The organism is Flavobacterium sp., from assembly GCF_031423415.1.
In the GTDB taxonomy this organism is placed as follows: Bacteria; Bacteroidota; Bacteroidia; order Flavobacteriales; family Flavobacteriaceae; genus Flavobacterium.
The window spans coordinates 1-17,690 of record NZ_JANPFL010000162.1 but is presented as its reverse complement, the minus strand read 5'-3'; the positions used below and the strand labels follow the sequence as shown (position 1 = coordinate 17,690).

Here is a 17,690-nt window from a genome sequence, read left to right as displayed (position 1 = left end):
GGTTTTATTTTGCCTAACATATTGCCACTTTTTTATACCGAAATATACACTTTTTGGCGATTTAAAAGTACTGTTTTCAACTGAATTTAATCACAAGTTATTAACAATCAAATTGTTAATTCATTTTTAAGGAATGACTATGTAAACTATGTAAAAGTGAAGCTTTCTAAAATTAAATCTATGTTTCTACTTAAAATCTATGTGGTTAAAAAATTCACAACATTTCCATCGAATCTTTTTTTGTAAAAAACACTCGGGTTAAAACATAATTTTCTTGGTAACTACATTTCCGTTTTGCAAAGTGATTTTTACCAATAGGACTTGCTGGGCTGCAGTCAAAGTTGTTATAACGAACTCGCTTTTATTCACTTTGTCTTTTTTGAACAATTGTCTTCCCAAAAGGTCATAAACACTTACTTTGTCTATTGATTCTAGTTTTGAATTTACTTTTATCTGTTTGTTTTTACTAGAAACCAAAACGGGATTCTCCAGCGTTTCAAAATCAGAAGTTCCCAAAGTTTTGTCTGTATAACGCAACACAAAACGGTCGTTGAAGGTACCTGATTTCGAAATGAACTTGTAGGCACCACTTCGTAAATCAAAAGTAGTACTAGTCAACTTGTCTTCAATAAATACAGGCTGAGCTTTTAGTAAACCATCTGAATCAGCTATCGTGATACTTAAAGGGCCCTCGATAGTGGTTCGGAAACCTAATGGCACTTGGTCATTTTCATCAAACGGTAGCGCACGACCTTGAATCGCCAAATTCTTCTCTTGGCTAATGCTATAAAAATCGGCAAATTCGTTGGCGTCATAACTTTTTCCGTCGAAGCGCTTATCGTATTCATTTGTGGCATCGGTAAGGTACCCAATTAAGGTCTCTTTAAAAACCCCGTTAGTGTTCGTTAAATTCAGCCAAATTCGGTGTTTTTCGATGGTTGTGGTTTTTGTTTTTGTGTTGCTCGTTTTATAAAACTGGGTGTTGCTCAGTATAGTATTAGTACTGCTTAGACGCATGCTATTATTGAATGTGACAGTGCCACTCGCTAGTAAACTAGTTGTAAAAAAAGCTTGTCCGCCACCGATCACCCCAGTTGGTCTATTAGAAGCTTGTGCAACTTCTAAATTCAATACTTTATCTTTATTAGCATCATTCCATTCTCCAGTATTGAATATCCCATCGGTATTGGTATCTGTCCATTCACCTAAATCGCATACATTATTGCCGTTGGCGTCGGGGCACTCTCCTGGAAGATCTAAAACGCCATCTTTGTCGAGGTCATTCCACTCACCCGTGTTAGCAACATTGTTCTTATTGGTATCGGTCCACTCATTTGTTTCTAACGTGCTATTACTGTTACCGTCAGTCCATTCAGCGGTATTTAAGGTGGCATTTCCGTTTCTTTCTATATATTCGCCAGGTAGATCTACGATTCTGTCTAGATCAGCATCTACCCATTCTGCCATTAAGCTACCAGTTCCAACTCCGCCGGTCAAATTGTAGGAAGCATAATCATCCGAGGTATATGCCATAACTCCCGAACCAACTTTAGGATTCCCAAATTCATCTTTCCCTATAATTTTTGCTGCATCTTGAAGCTTTGTACTGTGTGTCCATAAATAAATTGTACCCTCGATAACCGCTCCATTTGTAGTTAAAAATTTATCGGCATCTATTGCTGATGGATACGGGTTTCCTATTAAATTTGAGCTTCCATCGGTCAATGTCCCATCCCAAATAATGGGTATAGTATTCATTAGTCCATTGTTAGGCTTACCGATAAAAGAAGCTGTTGAAGAGCCACCGGTTGTTGGTAATGCGGCACTTCCTCTGATAATATACCCTATACCCTTAGCCATTATAGTAGAAGTATCTTGTTGTACCCAATCGTTAACCATCGGACTAAAAGCAAAAAACTTGTCGGGCTTTGTCAAAGGAGAAACTGCTAGCAATGTTTGTTGATCTACTGGCGTGGACCAATAGGTATAATCCGTTTCTATTCCAGGCGCAGTGTTGCGTCTATAGGTTATGTTGCCAGTATTAGTATCGGTATCATTTATTTGTACCAAACTACTGTTATTTTCTATAGTCATAAATGCGGCTGCATTCACTTCAACTTTATTGGTTACGGTCAAAGCCTTGCCAGTTTCGATTGATAGTGTTGCTGCATTTACTGCTAAATCGTTACCTACAACGGTACTCGTATTCGAGGCAAGCGTTTTTGTTCCCGATCCTGAAATGGTTAAGTTTCTATAACTATACGGGTTTGAAACGGTACCAAAATTAAAATGTGTGATGGTTTGATTACCTGAGGTAGCTCCAACTGGAATGCCTAAAGGAAAAATACCTTCCTTTCTAGCATATTCTACAAAGCTTCCTGTTTCTAATACTACATTTTCTATCGAATTTTGTACACTTTGGAATGGCTCTGTAGCTGCAAGCCCATAAAATCCCGGAATTACAGCGGTAACAAAATATCCTCCCGTTTTTACAGTAAGTGTTTGCGTACCTGAACTTCCTCCGTCTATGGGATTAAAACTATTAGAGCTTATAAATTTTCCAGTTGCTGCTATTGTAAATGTGCCATTATTATTGATACTGATTGGGCTTACTACATTGCTACTTCCTCCAGAGTTGTCTACATTATTGCCTGTTACTTCTATATTTTGATAGGATCTTGGCGACCGTATAGATTGATTAGAAAGGAAAGTGTTTGCAAACTCTACCACACCCGCCGTTAAAGTATAGGTTCCGGAAAAAGGTGGCTGTATAGTAGTTTTGAAAATTCTATATCTGCCGCCACTCGTGATCAGATTCCCTAGCTGACTTCCATTGGTATTAAAACTATTAGTGTTATCATCAATCACAATTCCTTTTCTAATTTCTAAAGTGCCAGCAGCAGTAAAAGATCTATTGCTCGATGCATTAAAGGTTAAAGCATCAGTGTCTAGTTCTACGATTACTTTACCTGTGATACCAGCACTTGGCAAAGCATTACCGGTAACTTGATTGGCTTTTCCAATGTAATGATAGGTTGCCCCTACATCAAAGGTTCTACCCGCAACAGGCGTTTGCACATTACCCGAGGTTGCAGCAGCACCAGCTGTTGTAATACCAAAAGGTGAGGTGAGTTTGATTGTACTGCCTGATAAAGCACTGAAGGTTTGACCAGTTTGTGCATTCGCTGCCGTAAATAGTAAAGGCGTTGTACCGCTAAATCCAAAATCAAAAGTACCACCGCTTTCTACCGTAAGTTTAGAATCGGTTCCTACCTCAAAATCTCTATTGGCTAATTGCACGTATGCATTTGGTTTTACATTGAATGCAATATATCTGTTCTCGTTTGTTGACGTCGCAGTAGTAGTGGCAATGTCTATGGTTTGAGTTGTTGCAGCTGTCAATCCATCTCCTGTTTTATTGAAGTTAAAGATGTTGTTGGCAACTATTGTGGCGGTTGCTGTTAATAATCCTGATGTACTAACGCTTAAATCTCCTTTTAAGTTAACAGTTGAAACACCACTATTTGCAAAATTTACATCTAAAGTCCCGCTATTAATAATAATATCTCCTTCAACAGTAACGTTTGCGATACCCCCGGCATTATTTAATAATCTTAATATTCTTGTTGAGTTGTTAATAATGTTTCCTTTTACTTTAAAATTAACTGTGTTTCCCGTTGTTAATAATGAAATAGTTTGATTATATGTAGACTCAATAATGAAATCACCTCCTATTTCTGTTGTACAATTTCCTATACATAACGATTTGGTACTTGAATTAGTCTTAAATGTTATATCACCGTGTGTCAAGTTTTTTGTAAAAGGTGTAGGTAATAATCGCAAATTACCGCCAGCAGCATTGTCAATGATTATATTTCCAAAGCAAGCAGCATACCCAGTCAATGGATCTGTGAATGTTGAAATTTCACCCTCTGTTTCAAATGGATAGTAGTCTCCAGTTGTATCAGCATCCGCAATTATAAACGTTGAATTTGGATGAAATCTTTCAGTTCCAGCCCAAACGGTAGTAGTTCTTGAACTATTATTCCTTGAATTAAATTGATAGGTTCCTCCATCTTCTACTTCTAAAATCCCTGTAATTGCAACATATCCATCTTGTTTGAAAGTACCTCCATTTTTAACCAAAACGTCTTTAAATGTTGGGGTGATTGTAAAAGTGTTAAAAACTCCTCCACTTCCAATAACTAGATCTTGAGCAGTGTTATTTCCATTTAAAGTTATATTATTATAAATATAAATTTTATTCGTGTTAAGGCTTGTGGAGGGATAGGATGAAGCTGTCCAGCCTGTTCCACTTAATAATTGTTCCCAAATTCCAGCGGTATTATTCCCTGGTGTGCTACTCCACGTTCCATCACCTATTGTTCGATAACTATTTAGTGGAACATCTACAATACCAAACGGATCAGAAACAACTGTATTTGTGCCCAATCCAGTTGTCGAAGCAGTAATGGTAATATTTGTTTGTGGCCCTGTTGAAAATTGTACATTGCTAAAGCTCACAATACCTGTATGAGTTGGAGTAAGAGTGTAAGAGGCAGAAGAGGTCATATTTACTCCCCCATTACTTGCTGCTAACGAAACGGATCTGCTGGTATCAAAATCAAGATTGGAATTGTCATCTACAAATCGTATCGAAAAAGAGGCAAGATTAGTACTAACAGATGCGGATGGAGGTTGGGTTCCATAAACAATTTTTGTAGCTGTAACCTCTATTCTATTTTTATCATCTGCCGTGTTATCAGATACAGCACCACCACCATTTGCGGCAGCGAACTGAGAAGAACTACAAGTGGTACCAGCAGTTACTGCCGTTACTGTAAATACTAATTTATGATTATCGGTTACCGTTGTACCGAAAGTAACGCGCAAGATAAGTTGTTTGGCACCTCCTAAATTATTGTCAGGCGTTGTAACGTCGCTGCTAACAGGCAGACCCGTAAAAACAATAGTATTTGTACCAATTGTTGTTGCTTCAGCCACTTTTGAGCCACTAGTGGTGAACAATGCAGCAGCACGAATTGTACTGGCTGTGCCTGTATAGGAATACGAAATAGCAGTCAAGATAGTAGGTAAGCTATCACTATCATTAGTTGCGCCTCCATCTTTTATGATGAAATTGTGCACACCAATACTGCTTGATTGCAAAGCTGGTACTGGTGTTGTTTGATAGGTGGCATACGCTATATTTAGTGTGGGAATGTAGGTAGCGTCTGTTTCTACAGTTGATGCTGCGCTGGTACTTGTTGCATTAGTAGCAACGCTAGTTTGTAATAATGTCCCGGTTGTTAAAAAATTATACGTCTCTGATACAGCTGTGCTGTTTGCATTATAAGGTACAAGTTGGAAAAAATAAGTAGTGCTAGCAGTTAAACTTGAAATCGTGTACGTTCCTGCTGCGGTAACAATAGCCGCTACCGTTGCATCACCAAATGTATCGCCTACTACATACGCTGTAGCATCTGTTGGTAAACCTGTTGGAGCAGCAACTGCCCTTCTTAAAATTAAATAGCCATCTGCACCAGCAGAAATAGCAGGAACCACAACATCAATTGTAGTAGCGTTACACGTACTTGCACTCAATCCGGATGTGGGTTGTGGTGTAGGTTCGATGCTTAATGTATATCGGGTAGTAGACGGCGGTGTTGTTAGGTTGTAACAATCCGCGGAGGTGTTGTATTCATAAGCCGTAACAGTGTATTGTGTTTCTGCTGTTAGACCTGTAATAGGACCAGCGGCTGAACCGTTACTTCTGAATACAACTCGGTTGTTAGTATCAATTGTTCCAGCACTTGCCCACGCAAGATTAGCAGTATAGGCTGTACCTGATACTGGCTGAGCAATTGTTGTTGAAGTAGGTCTTACTACCAGCATTCTCCCATTACCATCACCTGCTGTCCAGCCCGCAGAAAAACCAGTTGTTGTGGGTGTATTAGTAGTTACTGATGACGCTTGGGTGCCGGGTGCTGTGCAAGCAGGAGCACAAAATATTTGTACATTACCAACGTGCACTCTTTTATTTGTTACTGTACTAAAAGTTAATATTGGATTAGCTGATATGGATGTGAAATTTAAAGTGACTTCACCAAAAGCGGTTGGCAATGTTGTAATATTTTGAACATTTCCGTCTAGCGTCACTGTAACAGAAGTTTCAGTTGCACTCCATCCTTGTGCTCTGAATACCACTGTAACATTTCCACCTGTTACACCTGTTGCGGTTGTAGAAATACTACCGCTTGCACTAGATGATGCTAACCTGATAGTTGAAGTGGGACTGCCACCAGCATCAGTAACGCCTGCAAAAGTAGACCCTGATGCTGTGAAAGTTGGACCATTCATACTGAAACATGGTGCTGCAATGGTTGCACAACTAGTTTGTGGTTCGCTTCCTAGTTTGTAATCTATGCTAGTGCCACTATTGGTATAAGACCATATTTTAAAGTAATAAGTAGTTGATGCCGATAAACTTGGTACTGTGTAAGAAGTGCCTGCCACATTTTGAGTTGTTGCCCCGTCGGCTTCGGCTACTCCATCAGCTGGAGCGGTTATAGCTGCATACGATGTACTACTCCATTTCACGAGATAGCCATCTGGAGTAACTGCTCCGGTTGCAGCAGTCCATGTTAATGGAATAGTGACGTTTGTTGTAGTGCCACAAGCAAATACTGTTGGATAATTTGTAGGTTCTCCTTTTAGTGTTGTAAATGTTAGATTCGTGCCATAGCTAGTTACGCCGTTACTATTAGTGGCATACGCTCTGTAATTATACAATGTATTAGCACTTAAACTTCCGATGCTACTGGTGTAACTACCCGTGCCAGTACCTTCATTTGTTATGCCTAAATTAGAAGCAATGGTAGGATTTGCTGATAGTCCCCAAACTACTCCTTTTGCGGTTATGGTACCACAACTAGGGCTTACGGTATTTCCGCCACTACTAGCACTATTAACTACAATTAATGTTGCTGTAACTGTGGTAACTGCAGGTGTTCCGTTGCTTCCTGAGCCCGTTACTGCGGTTGTCGCGCTTGTCGCGACACCACCGCCACTAATAGTGATGTTTCCGTCGTAATTAGAGGCGGCAACTGGTGTAAATTTTACAAATATTGATGCTGGTGTTGCGCCGTCGTATGCTGCGAGTGCGAGAGGATTTGAATAAGTCCCACCAGAAGCTGTTGCAAAAGTGTAAACACCATTACCACTAACTGATACATCGGAACCATTTAGCGATGCACCAGAAAGCGTAAAAGAATTTGGTCCAGCAGTAGTATTGACGCATACTGAACTGCCAAATCCAGTTAATGCACCCGCTGATAAAGTAGGTGTTGCAGGCGCGGTAACATTAAAAGTATTGCTGGTAGCTGTTCTAGGAAAATCACCACTAGATCGTGTTGCTGTTATTGTTGCATTTAAGCCTGCTGTTAACGTTACTCCCGAAATAGTGACAGAACTTGCTCCAGCGGCTATAGTGCCAACTGTTGTTCCGCCAATGGTGTTGGTAGCACTTGTTAAAGTAATATCGGTGGCTTGGGTTAGGTTTCTCGCAGCAACACCATTTAAATCTCTAGCCGTAACAGTTACATTAAAACCAACGCCAGCAGTTTGATTGCTTATGGTTGAAATAAATAATTGAGCAGTAGGCACAATTTCACCGGTGGTTAATTGTATTGCAGGAAAAAAATCTGTCCCATTAGAAAAGCGAATTTGAGCTAATTGCGCAGGAGTTAAAGATGCTGTTGAGCCGATAAATACTTTGCCACCAGTTCCTGTAGTGGTTCCAGTAGCAAACGATGCACCTGCCCAGCCCGTAATGGTCAAAAGGGTTGAAGCTGTTAAAGTACCCAATGTTGTAAATGTTAGCGTATGTGGATTAGACCCTAAAGCTAAAGTCGAGCTTGCTGCTAAATTTACAGCTGAAAATGTAAGTGCTATATTAGATGCAATTGCAGTAGTTGCTAAAGTACCTCCATTAAAAACGCAAGTACCTAATGTTGAAATGTTGGAAGGGGGATTTAGTCGCAGTTCACCAGCTGTAACTGTCGTCGAACCGGTGTACGTATTTGCACCACTTAACGTTAAGATGCCCGCACCACTACCTGCTTTGGTCAGATTTCTGCCTACTCCGCTTATGATTGAACTAATCGCAACACCGCCTGCGCCATCAATGTTGATGATGTTTTCTGTTGCGTTTCCTAAAACAACACCCATCGTTTTTCCTGTACCAGTTTCGTTGTTTTGTATTGTTAAAGGATTGCCGGAGTTATTTCTTACTATAACATTAGATATACTATTTACTGTTGTTCCATTGAGGGTTAGATTGCCAACAGTAGCTGAAGAATTTCCAATCGTTAAATTACGCACTCTTGCTGATGTTACCTCAATTGCACCAATCGATAGAGTAGTTCCCATATTGATACCAGCGGTTACGGCAGAACCTGTATTTGCAAATTGAGCCGTATTTGAGGTAAGCCACGCACCTGAAGCCGTACTAGGAGACCAGTTTCCAGCTGTATACCACGCTGTTGCTCCTGCTACACTTATCCACGATACCTGTCCATAACTGGTCACAAAACCAACCAACGAAGCAATCGTAAGGTATATGTATTTTAATTTCATAAATGCCAATTTTTAAATCCCTGAACTTGTTTTTCCTAAAAGCAACCTTTTGCCAACGTCAAAAAAGAACGGGGGTACAAAGTTACAGTTAAAAACGAGTGTAAAAGCCGTTTAAGATTACGAAATTATTAACAATTTTCGACATTTAGTTCATTATTTATAACAAAATGCTACTAAAACGATGTCGGGTAAACAATTTAGCGTAAAAACCTTAATAAAGTTATCAGAAGTTAGAGGTTAGAGGTTAGAGGTTAGAAGTTAGAGGTTAGAGGTTAGAAGTTGGGAAGTGGGAAGTGGGAATTATGAATTATGAATTATGAATTATGAAGTATGAAGTATGAATTATGAAGTGGGAAGTTAGAAGTTGGGAGTTGGGAGTGGGAAGTTGGGTATGGGGTATTGGGTGTGGGGAGTTGGGAGTTGGAATTATGAATTATGAAGTATGAATTATGATGTGGGACGTGGGAAGTTGGGAAGTAGGAAGTGGGACGTAAATGGCTTTGATATACCTAAAACCCCAGTTTATTGTGGTTTTGAGTCTAACAGATACGGTGTCAAATAGTAGGTATAAAAAATTCATAAACTGCGTTCTTTTTCTAGTGTGCTAAACTTGTATTCCTACGAAGCAAAACTTAAAATGCACCGCGCCTACGGCTCTAATTTTTGTCATCTTAGCTGTAAACTGGACTAAAGTCCAGCCTTACAAAATATGCCGAGCCCAAGGCTCTATTACGCTTTTTGATAGTTCCTTAGGAACGGGACCTATTGTAGCAACGGATTTCAATCCGTTGAATAATAAGCAACCAATTAAAATCCGGTGATGCATCACGATGATAAAATAAAACGAACAAAATTTTGAGAATTCAGAATAGCAATATTGTATTTCAGAACTATAGCTCTCAATTTCAGAACAGCAATATTGTATTTCAGAACACGAGTTCTCGCTTTCAGAACAGCAGTACTGGATTTCAGAACTATAGCTCTCAATTTCAGAACAGCAAAATTGTATTTCAGAACTCTAGTTCTCGATTTCAGAACACGTGTCCTCAATTTCAGAACTATAGCTCTCAATTTCAGAACTGCAATATTGTATTTCAGAACTATAGCTCTCAATTTCAGAACAGCAGTAGTAAATTTTATAACACTAGTTGTCGATTTCAGAACTTGAGTAGCAAATTTCCAAACGGCAATATTAAATTTAAGGACATAGTATGCGTGGTCAATGTCATTACGTTAAGGGATTTTCGATTGAAGATTAACGATTCTTGATTTTAGATGTGGTGTTAGTAAATAAAAATTTGTCGATTTTATAGGCCCCAGACATCTGAAATCTGCAATCGTTAATCAAAAATCATCAATCAAATTTTTGGTTTATCTTTATCTTAATGACATTGTTCATGCGCCTAAACCATAAATCGGTAGTGTTTTAGGGTAAAAATAAGACTTCGCTTTAGGAAGAATTTTAACTTAAAAAGAAGAAGCTACTATTGATACTAAATAGGTGTTTTTATAAATATAATTGAGCTCATTTTATGGCTTCTGAAAATCAAAAATTTCTTTTTATATTTGTAAATGCTAAATGATTTAAAATATGAACTACACCATGTCCTTTCAGGAAAGAGCAAAATTAGGATTGGAACAATTATCCAAACAATTGCCAGTTACCTTAACGATGGCGAGAAATCAGGCCCAATCGCTAAAAGCGAAAAGCAACTCAAAAATCAAGAAACAAAGAAGTTAGAAGATTTCATTACAAAGAATAATCTCTGGATTGACAACATTGATTTTTCTCAATATGTAAGTGAAGGAGCGGAACAAAAAGTTTATCTCAAAGACAGTGAGCATGTTCTTAAACTGAACGATGCTATTTATTACAACTCCTGGAAAGACTATTTATACAATTTACTACTTCACAATTATTTCTTTTCCGACACTGCATACTATTTACTCGGTTTTACAAAGAATGACGAAGTTTTATATGCAGTGGTTCAGCAAAATTATGTCACCATTACTTCAAGTACAGACTTGAACGAAGTCAAAAAATTTCTAACGTTGAATGGTTTTGAAAACAATCGCAACAATGATTATATCCATCCCGAATTAGGAATTATTCTAGAAGATTTGCACGATGAAAATGTCTTGACGCAACATGAGATTTTATATTTTATCGATACCGTTTTTTATATAACGGAAAAATTTTGGGCAAAATAAAAACAATCGCTACCATCAGCTAGCGTCAGTGCGAGGTCAATTATTTTCAGAGAAGTACGTTTGTGAAATAAAATTGTGGTTACAATTGTTTAATCCGTACTAGCTGTCGCTACTGAATGCTCGCTGAGAGAGACAAATCACTATCCTAGTTTTTTATAACAACCACAGAGACTGACTTCCCGTATCATTTTATCTTAAAAAGAAGAAGCCACTATTGATAATAATTAATTACTTTTATCAGTATGAAATGAGCATAAACAATAATTTGTCGTTGTATGCAATGACTACTATGCGACCCGAACGCAGTGAACGGGCGAAGCAATTACACCTGCCTGTCGGCAGACAAGTATGACCGCTAAAAAGCAATAAGCAAAAATTGATGAAAGTACTACAATTCCCTTTAGCGAGAATTACCATTGGTCTCTTGGCCGGGATTCTGGTGGGATAATAGTTTATATAATTATGTTCAATTAAAAAAAAGTATTCTCAACATAGTACCTATTCCATAAGTTCGCACTCACTTCGCATAGACGGATTAATAAAAGTTTGGGATCAAAACAGAATCAAATACATACAAATTTTGTAATTTTGAGTTATGATGCGTAAAAATAAAGACGAACAAGAATTTATAATAGATAAATTGACGAATTCTATTGTAAACACAATTTCTGGAGACAGTTTTCATACAGATGTTCTACTTGCTAATAAATCAGATATAAAAGAAATTTCAAAGAAAAAAGGTTGGAATTTCAATTGGAAAACCGAATTTGATGACATCACAAAAGAAGTTTACAAATTAACCATTGAAAACAACCCAAATATTATTCAAGGTTTATTAAGTTTGACGATAGAAAGTGATCATATTTATATGAGTTTATTAGAAAGTTCGCCTTTTAACATTGGCAAAAAAAAGCTTTACGAAGGAGTTGCTGGAAATTTAGTTGCTTATGCTTGTAAACTATCGTTTCAAAAAGGATATGAAGGATTTGTTGCATTCACGGCAAAAACGCAATTAATAGAACATTATGAAAAAACTTTAGGCGCGTTTCATTTTAAAAATCAAAGAATGATTATAGAAACGAAAGCTTCAAGAATTTTAGTAGAAAAATATTTTAAAAATTAAAATTATGGGATTTATCAAAGAACCAGTAGGGGTTGATTTTATTATTGAAAGTGCACCTTTGACCGATTTAGAACGCAAAGAAATCAGTGAATACATCAAATTAAAGAAAGAACAAAACAAAGTTATAGAACCTAAGAGGTCTGCGCCAAGAATACCCAAAGTTAAAGCTTGATAATGTCTTCTGCCCACTTGTTGTCGACGAAGAGATGTAGTGAGCCTACACCATAAAATGATTGCACTTTATGGCAAAAATAGCACTCCGCTTTTAAAACAATTTTATCCTACAAAGAAGAATCTACTATTGATAATAATTAATTACTTTTATCAGTATGAAATCAGCATAAACAATAATTTGTCGTTGTATGCAATGACTACTATACGACCCGAACGCAGTGAACGGGCGAAGCAATTACACCTGCCTGTCGGCAGACAAGTATGACCGCTAAAAAGCAATAAGCAAAAACTTATGAAAGTAGTACAATTCCCATTAGCGCGAATTACCATTGGTTTCTTGGCTGGGATTCTGGTGGGGTATTATTTTCAACCCAATCCTCAACTGGTTTTTTCTTTGCTTTTTGTTGCCTTTTGCGGTTTTGCTATAGCGTATTTCGGGTCAAAAAACAAGATATTACACCCAATGTATTTTGCTGTTGCCACTTATTGTATGGCTTTTACCATTGGCACAAGCAGTCAAATTATTCACACGAATTCTTTTCAGGAAAGCAATTACATTCACAATACAACTATTTTCGAAAAACCGCATCTCGTTGCTGTAACCATACGAGAAAAACTGCGAAGTTCCGGTTACAACGACCGCTATATTGTAGTGGTGCATCAGATAGATGATGTCCGCAATACAGGGAGAATCCTTTTGAATGTTCGACGAGACAGTCTTACACCAGTTTTAGAAATTGGGACTCATTTGCAAATCAATGGGAATTTATACCCAAACCGTGCGATTAAAAATCCCAACCAGTTTGATTACGGTAAATACCTCGAGGGCAAACAAATCTATGCTCAACTGCATGCCGATGTTTCGGACATCAAACGAGGTGCTATTATCGAAAAAGATGTTTGGTATTACACAGCGAAATTGCGGACGAAAATCATTCGGAATCTAGAGAAAACCCATTTCAACAAAGCGGAACTCAATGTTGCCATTGCTTTAATTTTAGGGCAACAACAGGATATATCTCCCGAAATTATCAGGGATTATCAGTTTGCTGGAGCAGTACATATTTTGTCGGTTTCGGGCTTGCATATTGGGTTTATTCTGCTTTTTGTAACTTTTCTTTTAAAGCCTTTCCCGAATTCTCGCCGCGGTTCTTTGATGAAACTTGTTATCATTTTATTTTCACTGATTTCCTTCGGATTAATTGCTGGCTTGGCACCATCCGTACTTCGATCAGTGACGATGTTTTCGTTTGTCGCCATCGGCATGTTTTTGAGAAGAAGCACCAACATTTATCACACGCTCCTGGTTTCAATGTTGCTTATTTTGCTCGTTCAACCCTCATTTTTGTTTGATGTGGGGTTTCAATTGAGTTATGTCGCCTTGTTTTTTATTCTTTGGTTGCAACCTTTATTAGCACAGCTTTGGTCGCCAAAAAACAAAATCGCAAATTACTTTTGGGAAATTTTGACGGTTTCGTTTGCGGCTCAAATTGGCACTTTACCGTTGAGTATTTACTACTTTCATCAGTTTCCAGGTTTATTTTTTGTGACTAATTTGGTAATTATTCCGTTTTTGAGTTTGATTATGGGACTCGGTGTTTTAGTCATGGTTTTGGCAGCTTTCGATTGTGTTCCTTTTTTTCTGGCCAAATCGTTGGAATGGAGCATTTCTATTTTGAATAAAATCATTAACGCTATAGCGTCATTAGAACAATTTATCTTTCGGGATATTCCGTTCAATTGGCAGTTGTTGTTGAGCGTGTATTTGTTGCTTATTGCCACGATTATTTGGTTCAAAAAACCCAGTTTCAATAGACTGATTTTGGCAATGGTTACTGTAATTATTTTCCAAATTGCGTATTTTCAAACCCATTGGACGATTCAAAACCAAAAAGAATTGGTCATTTTCAATGCAAAGAAAAACAGTCTGATTGCGGAACGAAATGGAAAAAGTGTCAGCTTATATTCGAATGATGGACTATTGAAAACCGTCTCAAAGAATAAAACAGTTGCAGCATACTTGATGGGGAATTTTAGTCAACTGACACAGACCAAAAGACTCGGCGATTTGATGTATTACAAAGAAAATAAAATCCTGATTTTGGATAGTTTAGGTGTATATCCAACTGCAATTCGTCCTGATATTGTGGTGATTACTCAATCGCCAAAAATAAATATGGAACGTTTTTTACAAATCACAAAACCCAAACTAGTTGTGGCTGACGCATCGAATTATAAATACATTCAAAAACTGTGGAACGGGAGTTGTCTAAAAGAAAAAATCCCTTTTCACGCTACTGGCGAAAAGGGATTTTATAGATTGGAATAAAAATTATTTAGTTTTCAGAATCCCATCGGCTACAGCCAGAAAAGCTGCTGGTCCACCAGCAACATAACCTGTGCTTCCTATACCTGTAAAGCTTGGTTTTCCCTCTTTAATCTTTGCTGTGGCAAAATAAACAGTAGGATAACCTCGAACTCCAAAAGCTTGTTGCATTCCGTTGTTCTGCGCTTTAATTTCTTCTGATTGCAAATTTTTTCTAGGAAAATCTAACTCTACAAGGACCACGTTTTTATTTGCCCAAGTTGCAAATTCTGGAGTTCTCAACACTTCTTTTTGCAAACGAATGCACCAACCGCACCAATCGCTTCCGGTGAAAAACAACAACATTGGCTTTTTTGTTTTATTAGAAACTTTAATGGCTTTGTTGATATCGGTTTCCCATTTTAATTCTTGTGCCTGAATGGCAAACGAGCCCATTATTAGCAACAATGTAATTACTGTCTTGTTCATTTATTTTTTATTTTTAATTTATACTTTTAATATTTTTTCAAAAATAGTGCCGAAAAAGCGAATTATCTAACTTCGTACGTTATTTTTTTTCAAAGCGAAATTAGAAGTACAACCCTTCGTACATTTCGCCAAAATTGAACTACCATCATTTCTTTAGATACTTGTCTTTGAAGTTTTGTGTTTTTTTAATTGTTCAGCTTTGCTGCATTTTGTAAATTTAAATTAAAAAACGAATCGGTTCGGATTTAAAACCTATACGATTTTAAAAATCTTAGAGGTTTGGTTTGGCAGAAAAAAATTAACGAATACCGTGCATCATTTTTTTCAAGAAAGGAGTCAATGAAAACAAAATTACTGCTGCAAGTCCTGTCAAAATCACAAATACCATAAAGAATTCGAATAAATTATGGATTTCAAATCCTGCAAAAATTGGATTATGATCGCTAATTTGATTGGTCGCCAATAGTTGCAATTGCTCTGCTGTTGGAGTAACGGTTTTGTCTAAAACTCCTTGCAAATCAATTCCGAGTTCTTTGGCTTTGATAAATTTATCGCCAGTTGCTGGCATAATGGAACCTAAAGTTCCTGCCAATGCATAACCCGAGGCATTGGATAAAAAGAACACTCCGTACAATAAAGAAGAGAAACGTTTTGGAGATAATTTTCCTACCAATGACAATCCAATTGGCGATAAACACAACTCTGCTGCGGTTTGAATTAAATACAAAAGTATCAACCATTTGATGGCCAAAAGTCCGCTGTTTCCTAAATCTTTCACGTTGTAAGCGATGATAAAATAACTCAAAGCAATCAATGCCAAACCAAAAGCTTGTTTCATTGGCGAAATAGGTTCTCTGTCTTTGCTTCTTAAATAATCCCACAGCATACTAAACGGAATGGCAAAAGCAACCACAAATAATCCGTTAAAAATTTGAACCATTGACGGTGGCATATTCCAACCAAAGAAGTTTCTGTCGGTTTGATTATCAGCGATAAATGTTAGTGAAGAACCCGCTTGTTCGAAAGCTGCCCAAAAGAAAATGATGAAGAAAGCAACAATATAAATTACAAATATTCTGTCTCTTTCCACTTTAGTCAGCGAAGTGTCCGAAACAATTAATCCTGCTAGGGTCAAACCACTAGAATAAATTAAGGTGTAAATTAAATTTTGGTCAAAAACAAAATGTATAATTGCGCCTAAAGCTAAAAACACAATTCCTGCAATGACCAACGCTGTTTCAGAAAATACAGCTTTTTGTGATTCACCTTCTTCAAAATCAGAAGCCTCATTTTTTGACGGCAATCCGCCAAGAGGTCTTCCTTCGGGAGTGACAACATATTTATCTTTCAACACATAAAAAACGAAAGTTCCAATCAACATTGCCATTGAAGCAGCCAAAAAACCCCATTTGAAGGCGTGAATATCTCGAATTCCAGCGTTGTCTTTTACATCGCCTACAATCGGACAAATTAATTGACCCAAGAAGGCACCTAAATTGATTCCCATATAGAAAATGGTAAAAGCAGTATCTAGTTTACTTTTTTCTTGTTTTGGATACAAACTCCCCACCATACTGGAAATATTAGGCTTGAAAAATCCGTTTCCAAAAATAATAATTCCCAAAGCCGACCACATTAAAGTCGTTGCCAAGCTGATATTAGTTCCAAAAATACTGGCGCTGGCAAACAATAAAAATTGTCCAACCGCCATCATCAAACCTCCTAACAGAATACAATTTCTATTTCCAAAAAATCGGTCAGCTACAAAACCACCTAACATTGGAGTCAAATAACACAATCCGAGAAAACCTCCATAAATCAGGGAAGCATCTTCCTCTTTCATCATTAACGAATTCACGAGGAATAAGGTCAGGATGGCTCGCATTCCATAAAAATTGAACCTTTCCCACATTTCTGTTCCAAATAATACCCATAGTCCTTTTGGATGTCCTGTTTTCACTGCTGCTTCACTCATTTTATTTATTGGTTAAGGTTATTGTTATAAATTATTTAAAAAAAAAATTGGTTGCTTAGTTAAATTCCTGATTCGTTTATTACTTTTTGTAACCTATTTTTACTCTTTCAGATTTTTTATCAGAAATCTCATTGTCCGTGATTAAAAACTGAATAGCTTCAAAAATATCCTCAAATTGTTTATCATATTTCGTTTCCAATTCTTGAATTTGGCTTGCAAGGTTTTCTATATTCAAAAGTGTTTTTCTTAAAGCAACAAATGCTCTAACTATTGCAATATTCATTTTTCTTGCCTTAGGACTTTTCAAAACACTTGCTAACATGGTTACTCCGTGCTCTGTGAATGCATAAGGTAAATATTTTCCGGTTCTGTTTTTTGGTAAATCCAACATCACAATTTGTGATGATGAAGTCATCACAGATTGTGATAACATACTGTCCCATTCTTCTTTAGTCAACCTGAACATAAAATCTTCGGGGAAACTATCGATGTTTCTTTTAATCGCCTGATTCAAAACTCTAGTTTCTACTTCATAAAGTTCTGCTAAATCAAAATCTAACATGATTTTGATTCCATTAACTTCGTATATTTTATTTTGAATAGTGATTAAATGCACGTTCTAAGATTATAAATTATTTTGTATAAAATTAGTCATTTTATTGAACAATTGTATTCTTGTATAGCCACCATAGATTCCGTGATTTTTATCGGGATATATTTGGGAGTCAAATTGTTTGTTGGCTTGAATCAAAGCTTCCATCATTTGCATTGAATTT

At 37.2% G+C, this 17,690-nt stretch carries 9 protein-coding genes; 4 read left to right on the top strand and 5 right to left on the bottom strand.

Going from position 1 to position 17,690, the window contains the following annotated elements:
* Positions 1-258: 258 nt before the first annotated feature.
* Complete coding sequence (locus RMO83_RS13925) at positions 259-8,637, bottom strand: T9SS sorting signal type C domain-containing protein (protein ID WP_310560304.1); 8,379 nt, start codon at positions 8,635-8,637, stop codon at positions 259-261.
* A 1,572-nt stretch (positions 8,638-10,209) separates the two neighbouring features.
* Between RMO83_RS13925 and RMO83_RS13920 the strand changes: the two genes are divergently transcribed.
* From RMO83_RS13920 to RMO83_RS13905, 4 genes are all read left to right on the top strand, one after another.
* Positions 10,210-10,848 carry a hypothetical protein gene (locus tag RMO83_RS13920; protein ID WP_310560303.1) on the top strand — a complete coding sequence of 213 codons (639 nt, stop codon included), beginning with the start codon at positions 10,210-10,212 and terminating at the stop codon, positions 10,846-10,848.
* Between the two features lie 595 nt (positions 10,849-11,443).
* Positions 11,444-11,971, top strand: coding sequence for a hypothetical protein (locus tag RMO83_RS13915; RefSeq protein ID WP_310560302.1), 528 nt, complete (start codon positions 11,444-11,446; stop codon positions 11,969-11,971).
* Between the two features lie 4 nt (positions 11,972-11,975).
* Positions 11,976-12,143: a hypothetical protein gene (locus tag RMO83_RS13910; protein WP_310560301.1), complete on the top strand. Its 168-nt coding sequence runs from the start codon at positions 11,976-11,978 to the stop codon at positions 12,141-12,143.
* A gap of 294 nt (positions 12,144-12,437) precedes the next feature.
* On the top strand, positions 12,438-14,474 hold the full coding sequence (locus tag RMO83_RS13905; RefSeq protein WP_310560300.1) for a ComEC/Rec2 family competence protein: 2,037 nt from the start codon (positions 12,438-12,440) through the stop codon (positions 14,472-14,474).
* A gap of 3 nt (positions 14,475-14,477) precedes the next feature.
* Here the strand turns inward: RMO83_RS13905 and RMO83_RS13900 are convergent, their stop codons facing one another.
* The 4 genes from RMO83_RS13900 to RMO83_RS13885 form a co-directional block, all read right to left on the bottom strand.
* Positions 14,478-14,939: a thioredoxin family protein gene (locus RMO83_RS13900; protein WP_310560299.1), complete on the bottom strand. Its 462-nt coding sequence runs from the start codon at positions 14,937-14,939 to the stop codon at positions 14,478-14,480.
* A 298-nt stretch (positions 14,940-15,237) separates the two neighbouring features.
* Positions 15,238-16,914, bottom strand: a complete 1,677-nt coding sequence (locus RMO83_RS13895; protein ID WP_310560298.1) for a peptide MFS transporter — start codon at positions 16,912-16,914, stop codon at positions 15,238-15,240.
* Between the two features lie 79 nt (positions 16,915-16,993).
* Positions 16,994-17,530, bottom strand: a complete 537-nt coding sequence (locus tag RMO83_RS13890) for an ORF6N domain-containing protein (RefSeq protein WP_310560297.1) — start codon at positions 17,528-17,530, stop codon at positions 16,994-16,996.
* A gap of 9 nt (positions 17,531-17,539) precedes the next feature.
* On the bottom strand, positions 17,540-17,690 hold a 151-nt coding region (locus RMO83_RS13885), incomplete at its 5' end, for a prolyl oligopeptidase family serine peptidase (protein WP_310560305.1).

Coding starts and splice junctions, on each gene's coding strand:
- RMO83_RS13905 (WP_310560300.1), top strand. CDS start 12,438: ATGAAAGTAGTACAATTCCCATTAGCGCGAATTACCATTGGTTTCTTG.
- RMO83_RS13915 (WP_310560302.1), top strand. CDS start 11,444: ATGATGCGTAAAAATAAAGACGAACAAGAATTTATAATAGATAAATTG.
- RMO83_RS13910 (WP_310560301.1), top strand. CDS start 11,976: ATGGGATTTATCAAAGAACCAGTAGGGGTTGATTTTATTATTGAAAGT.
- RMO83_RS13895 (WP_310560298.1), bottom strand. CDS start 16,914: ATGAGTGAAGCAGCAGTGAAAACAGGACATCCAAAAGGACTATGGGTA.
- RMO83_RS13900 (WP_310560299.1), bottom strand. CDS start 14,939: ATGAACAAGACAGTAATTACATTGTTGCTAATAATGGGCTCGTTTGCC.
- RMO83_RS13920 (WP_310560303.1), top strand. CDS start 10,210: ATGCTAAATGATTTAAAATATGAACTACACCATGTCCTTTCAGGAAAG.
- RMO83_RS13925 (WP_310560304.1), bottom strand. CDS start 8,637: ATGAAATTAAAATACATATACCTTACGATTGCTTCGTTGGTTGGTTTT.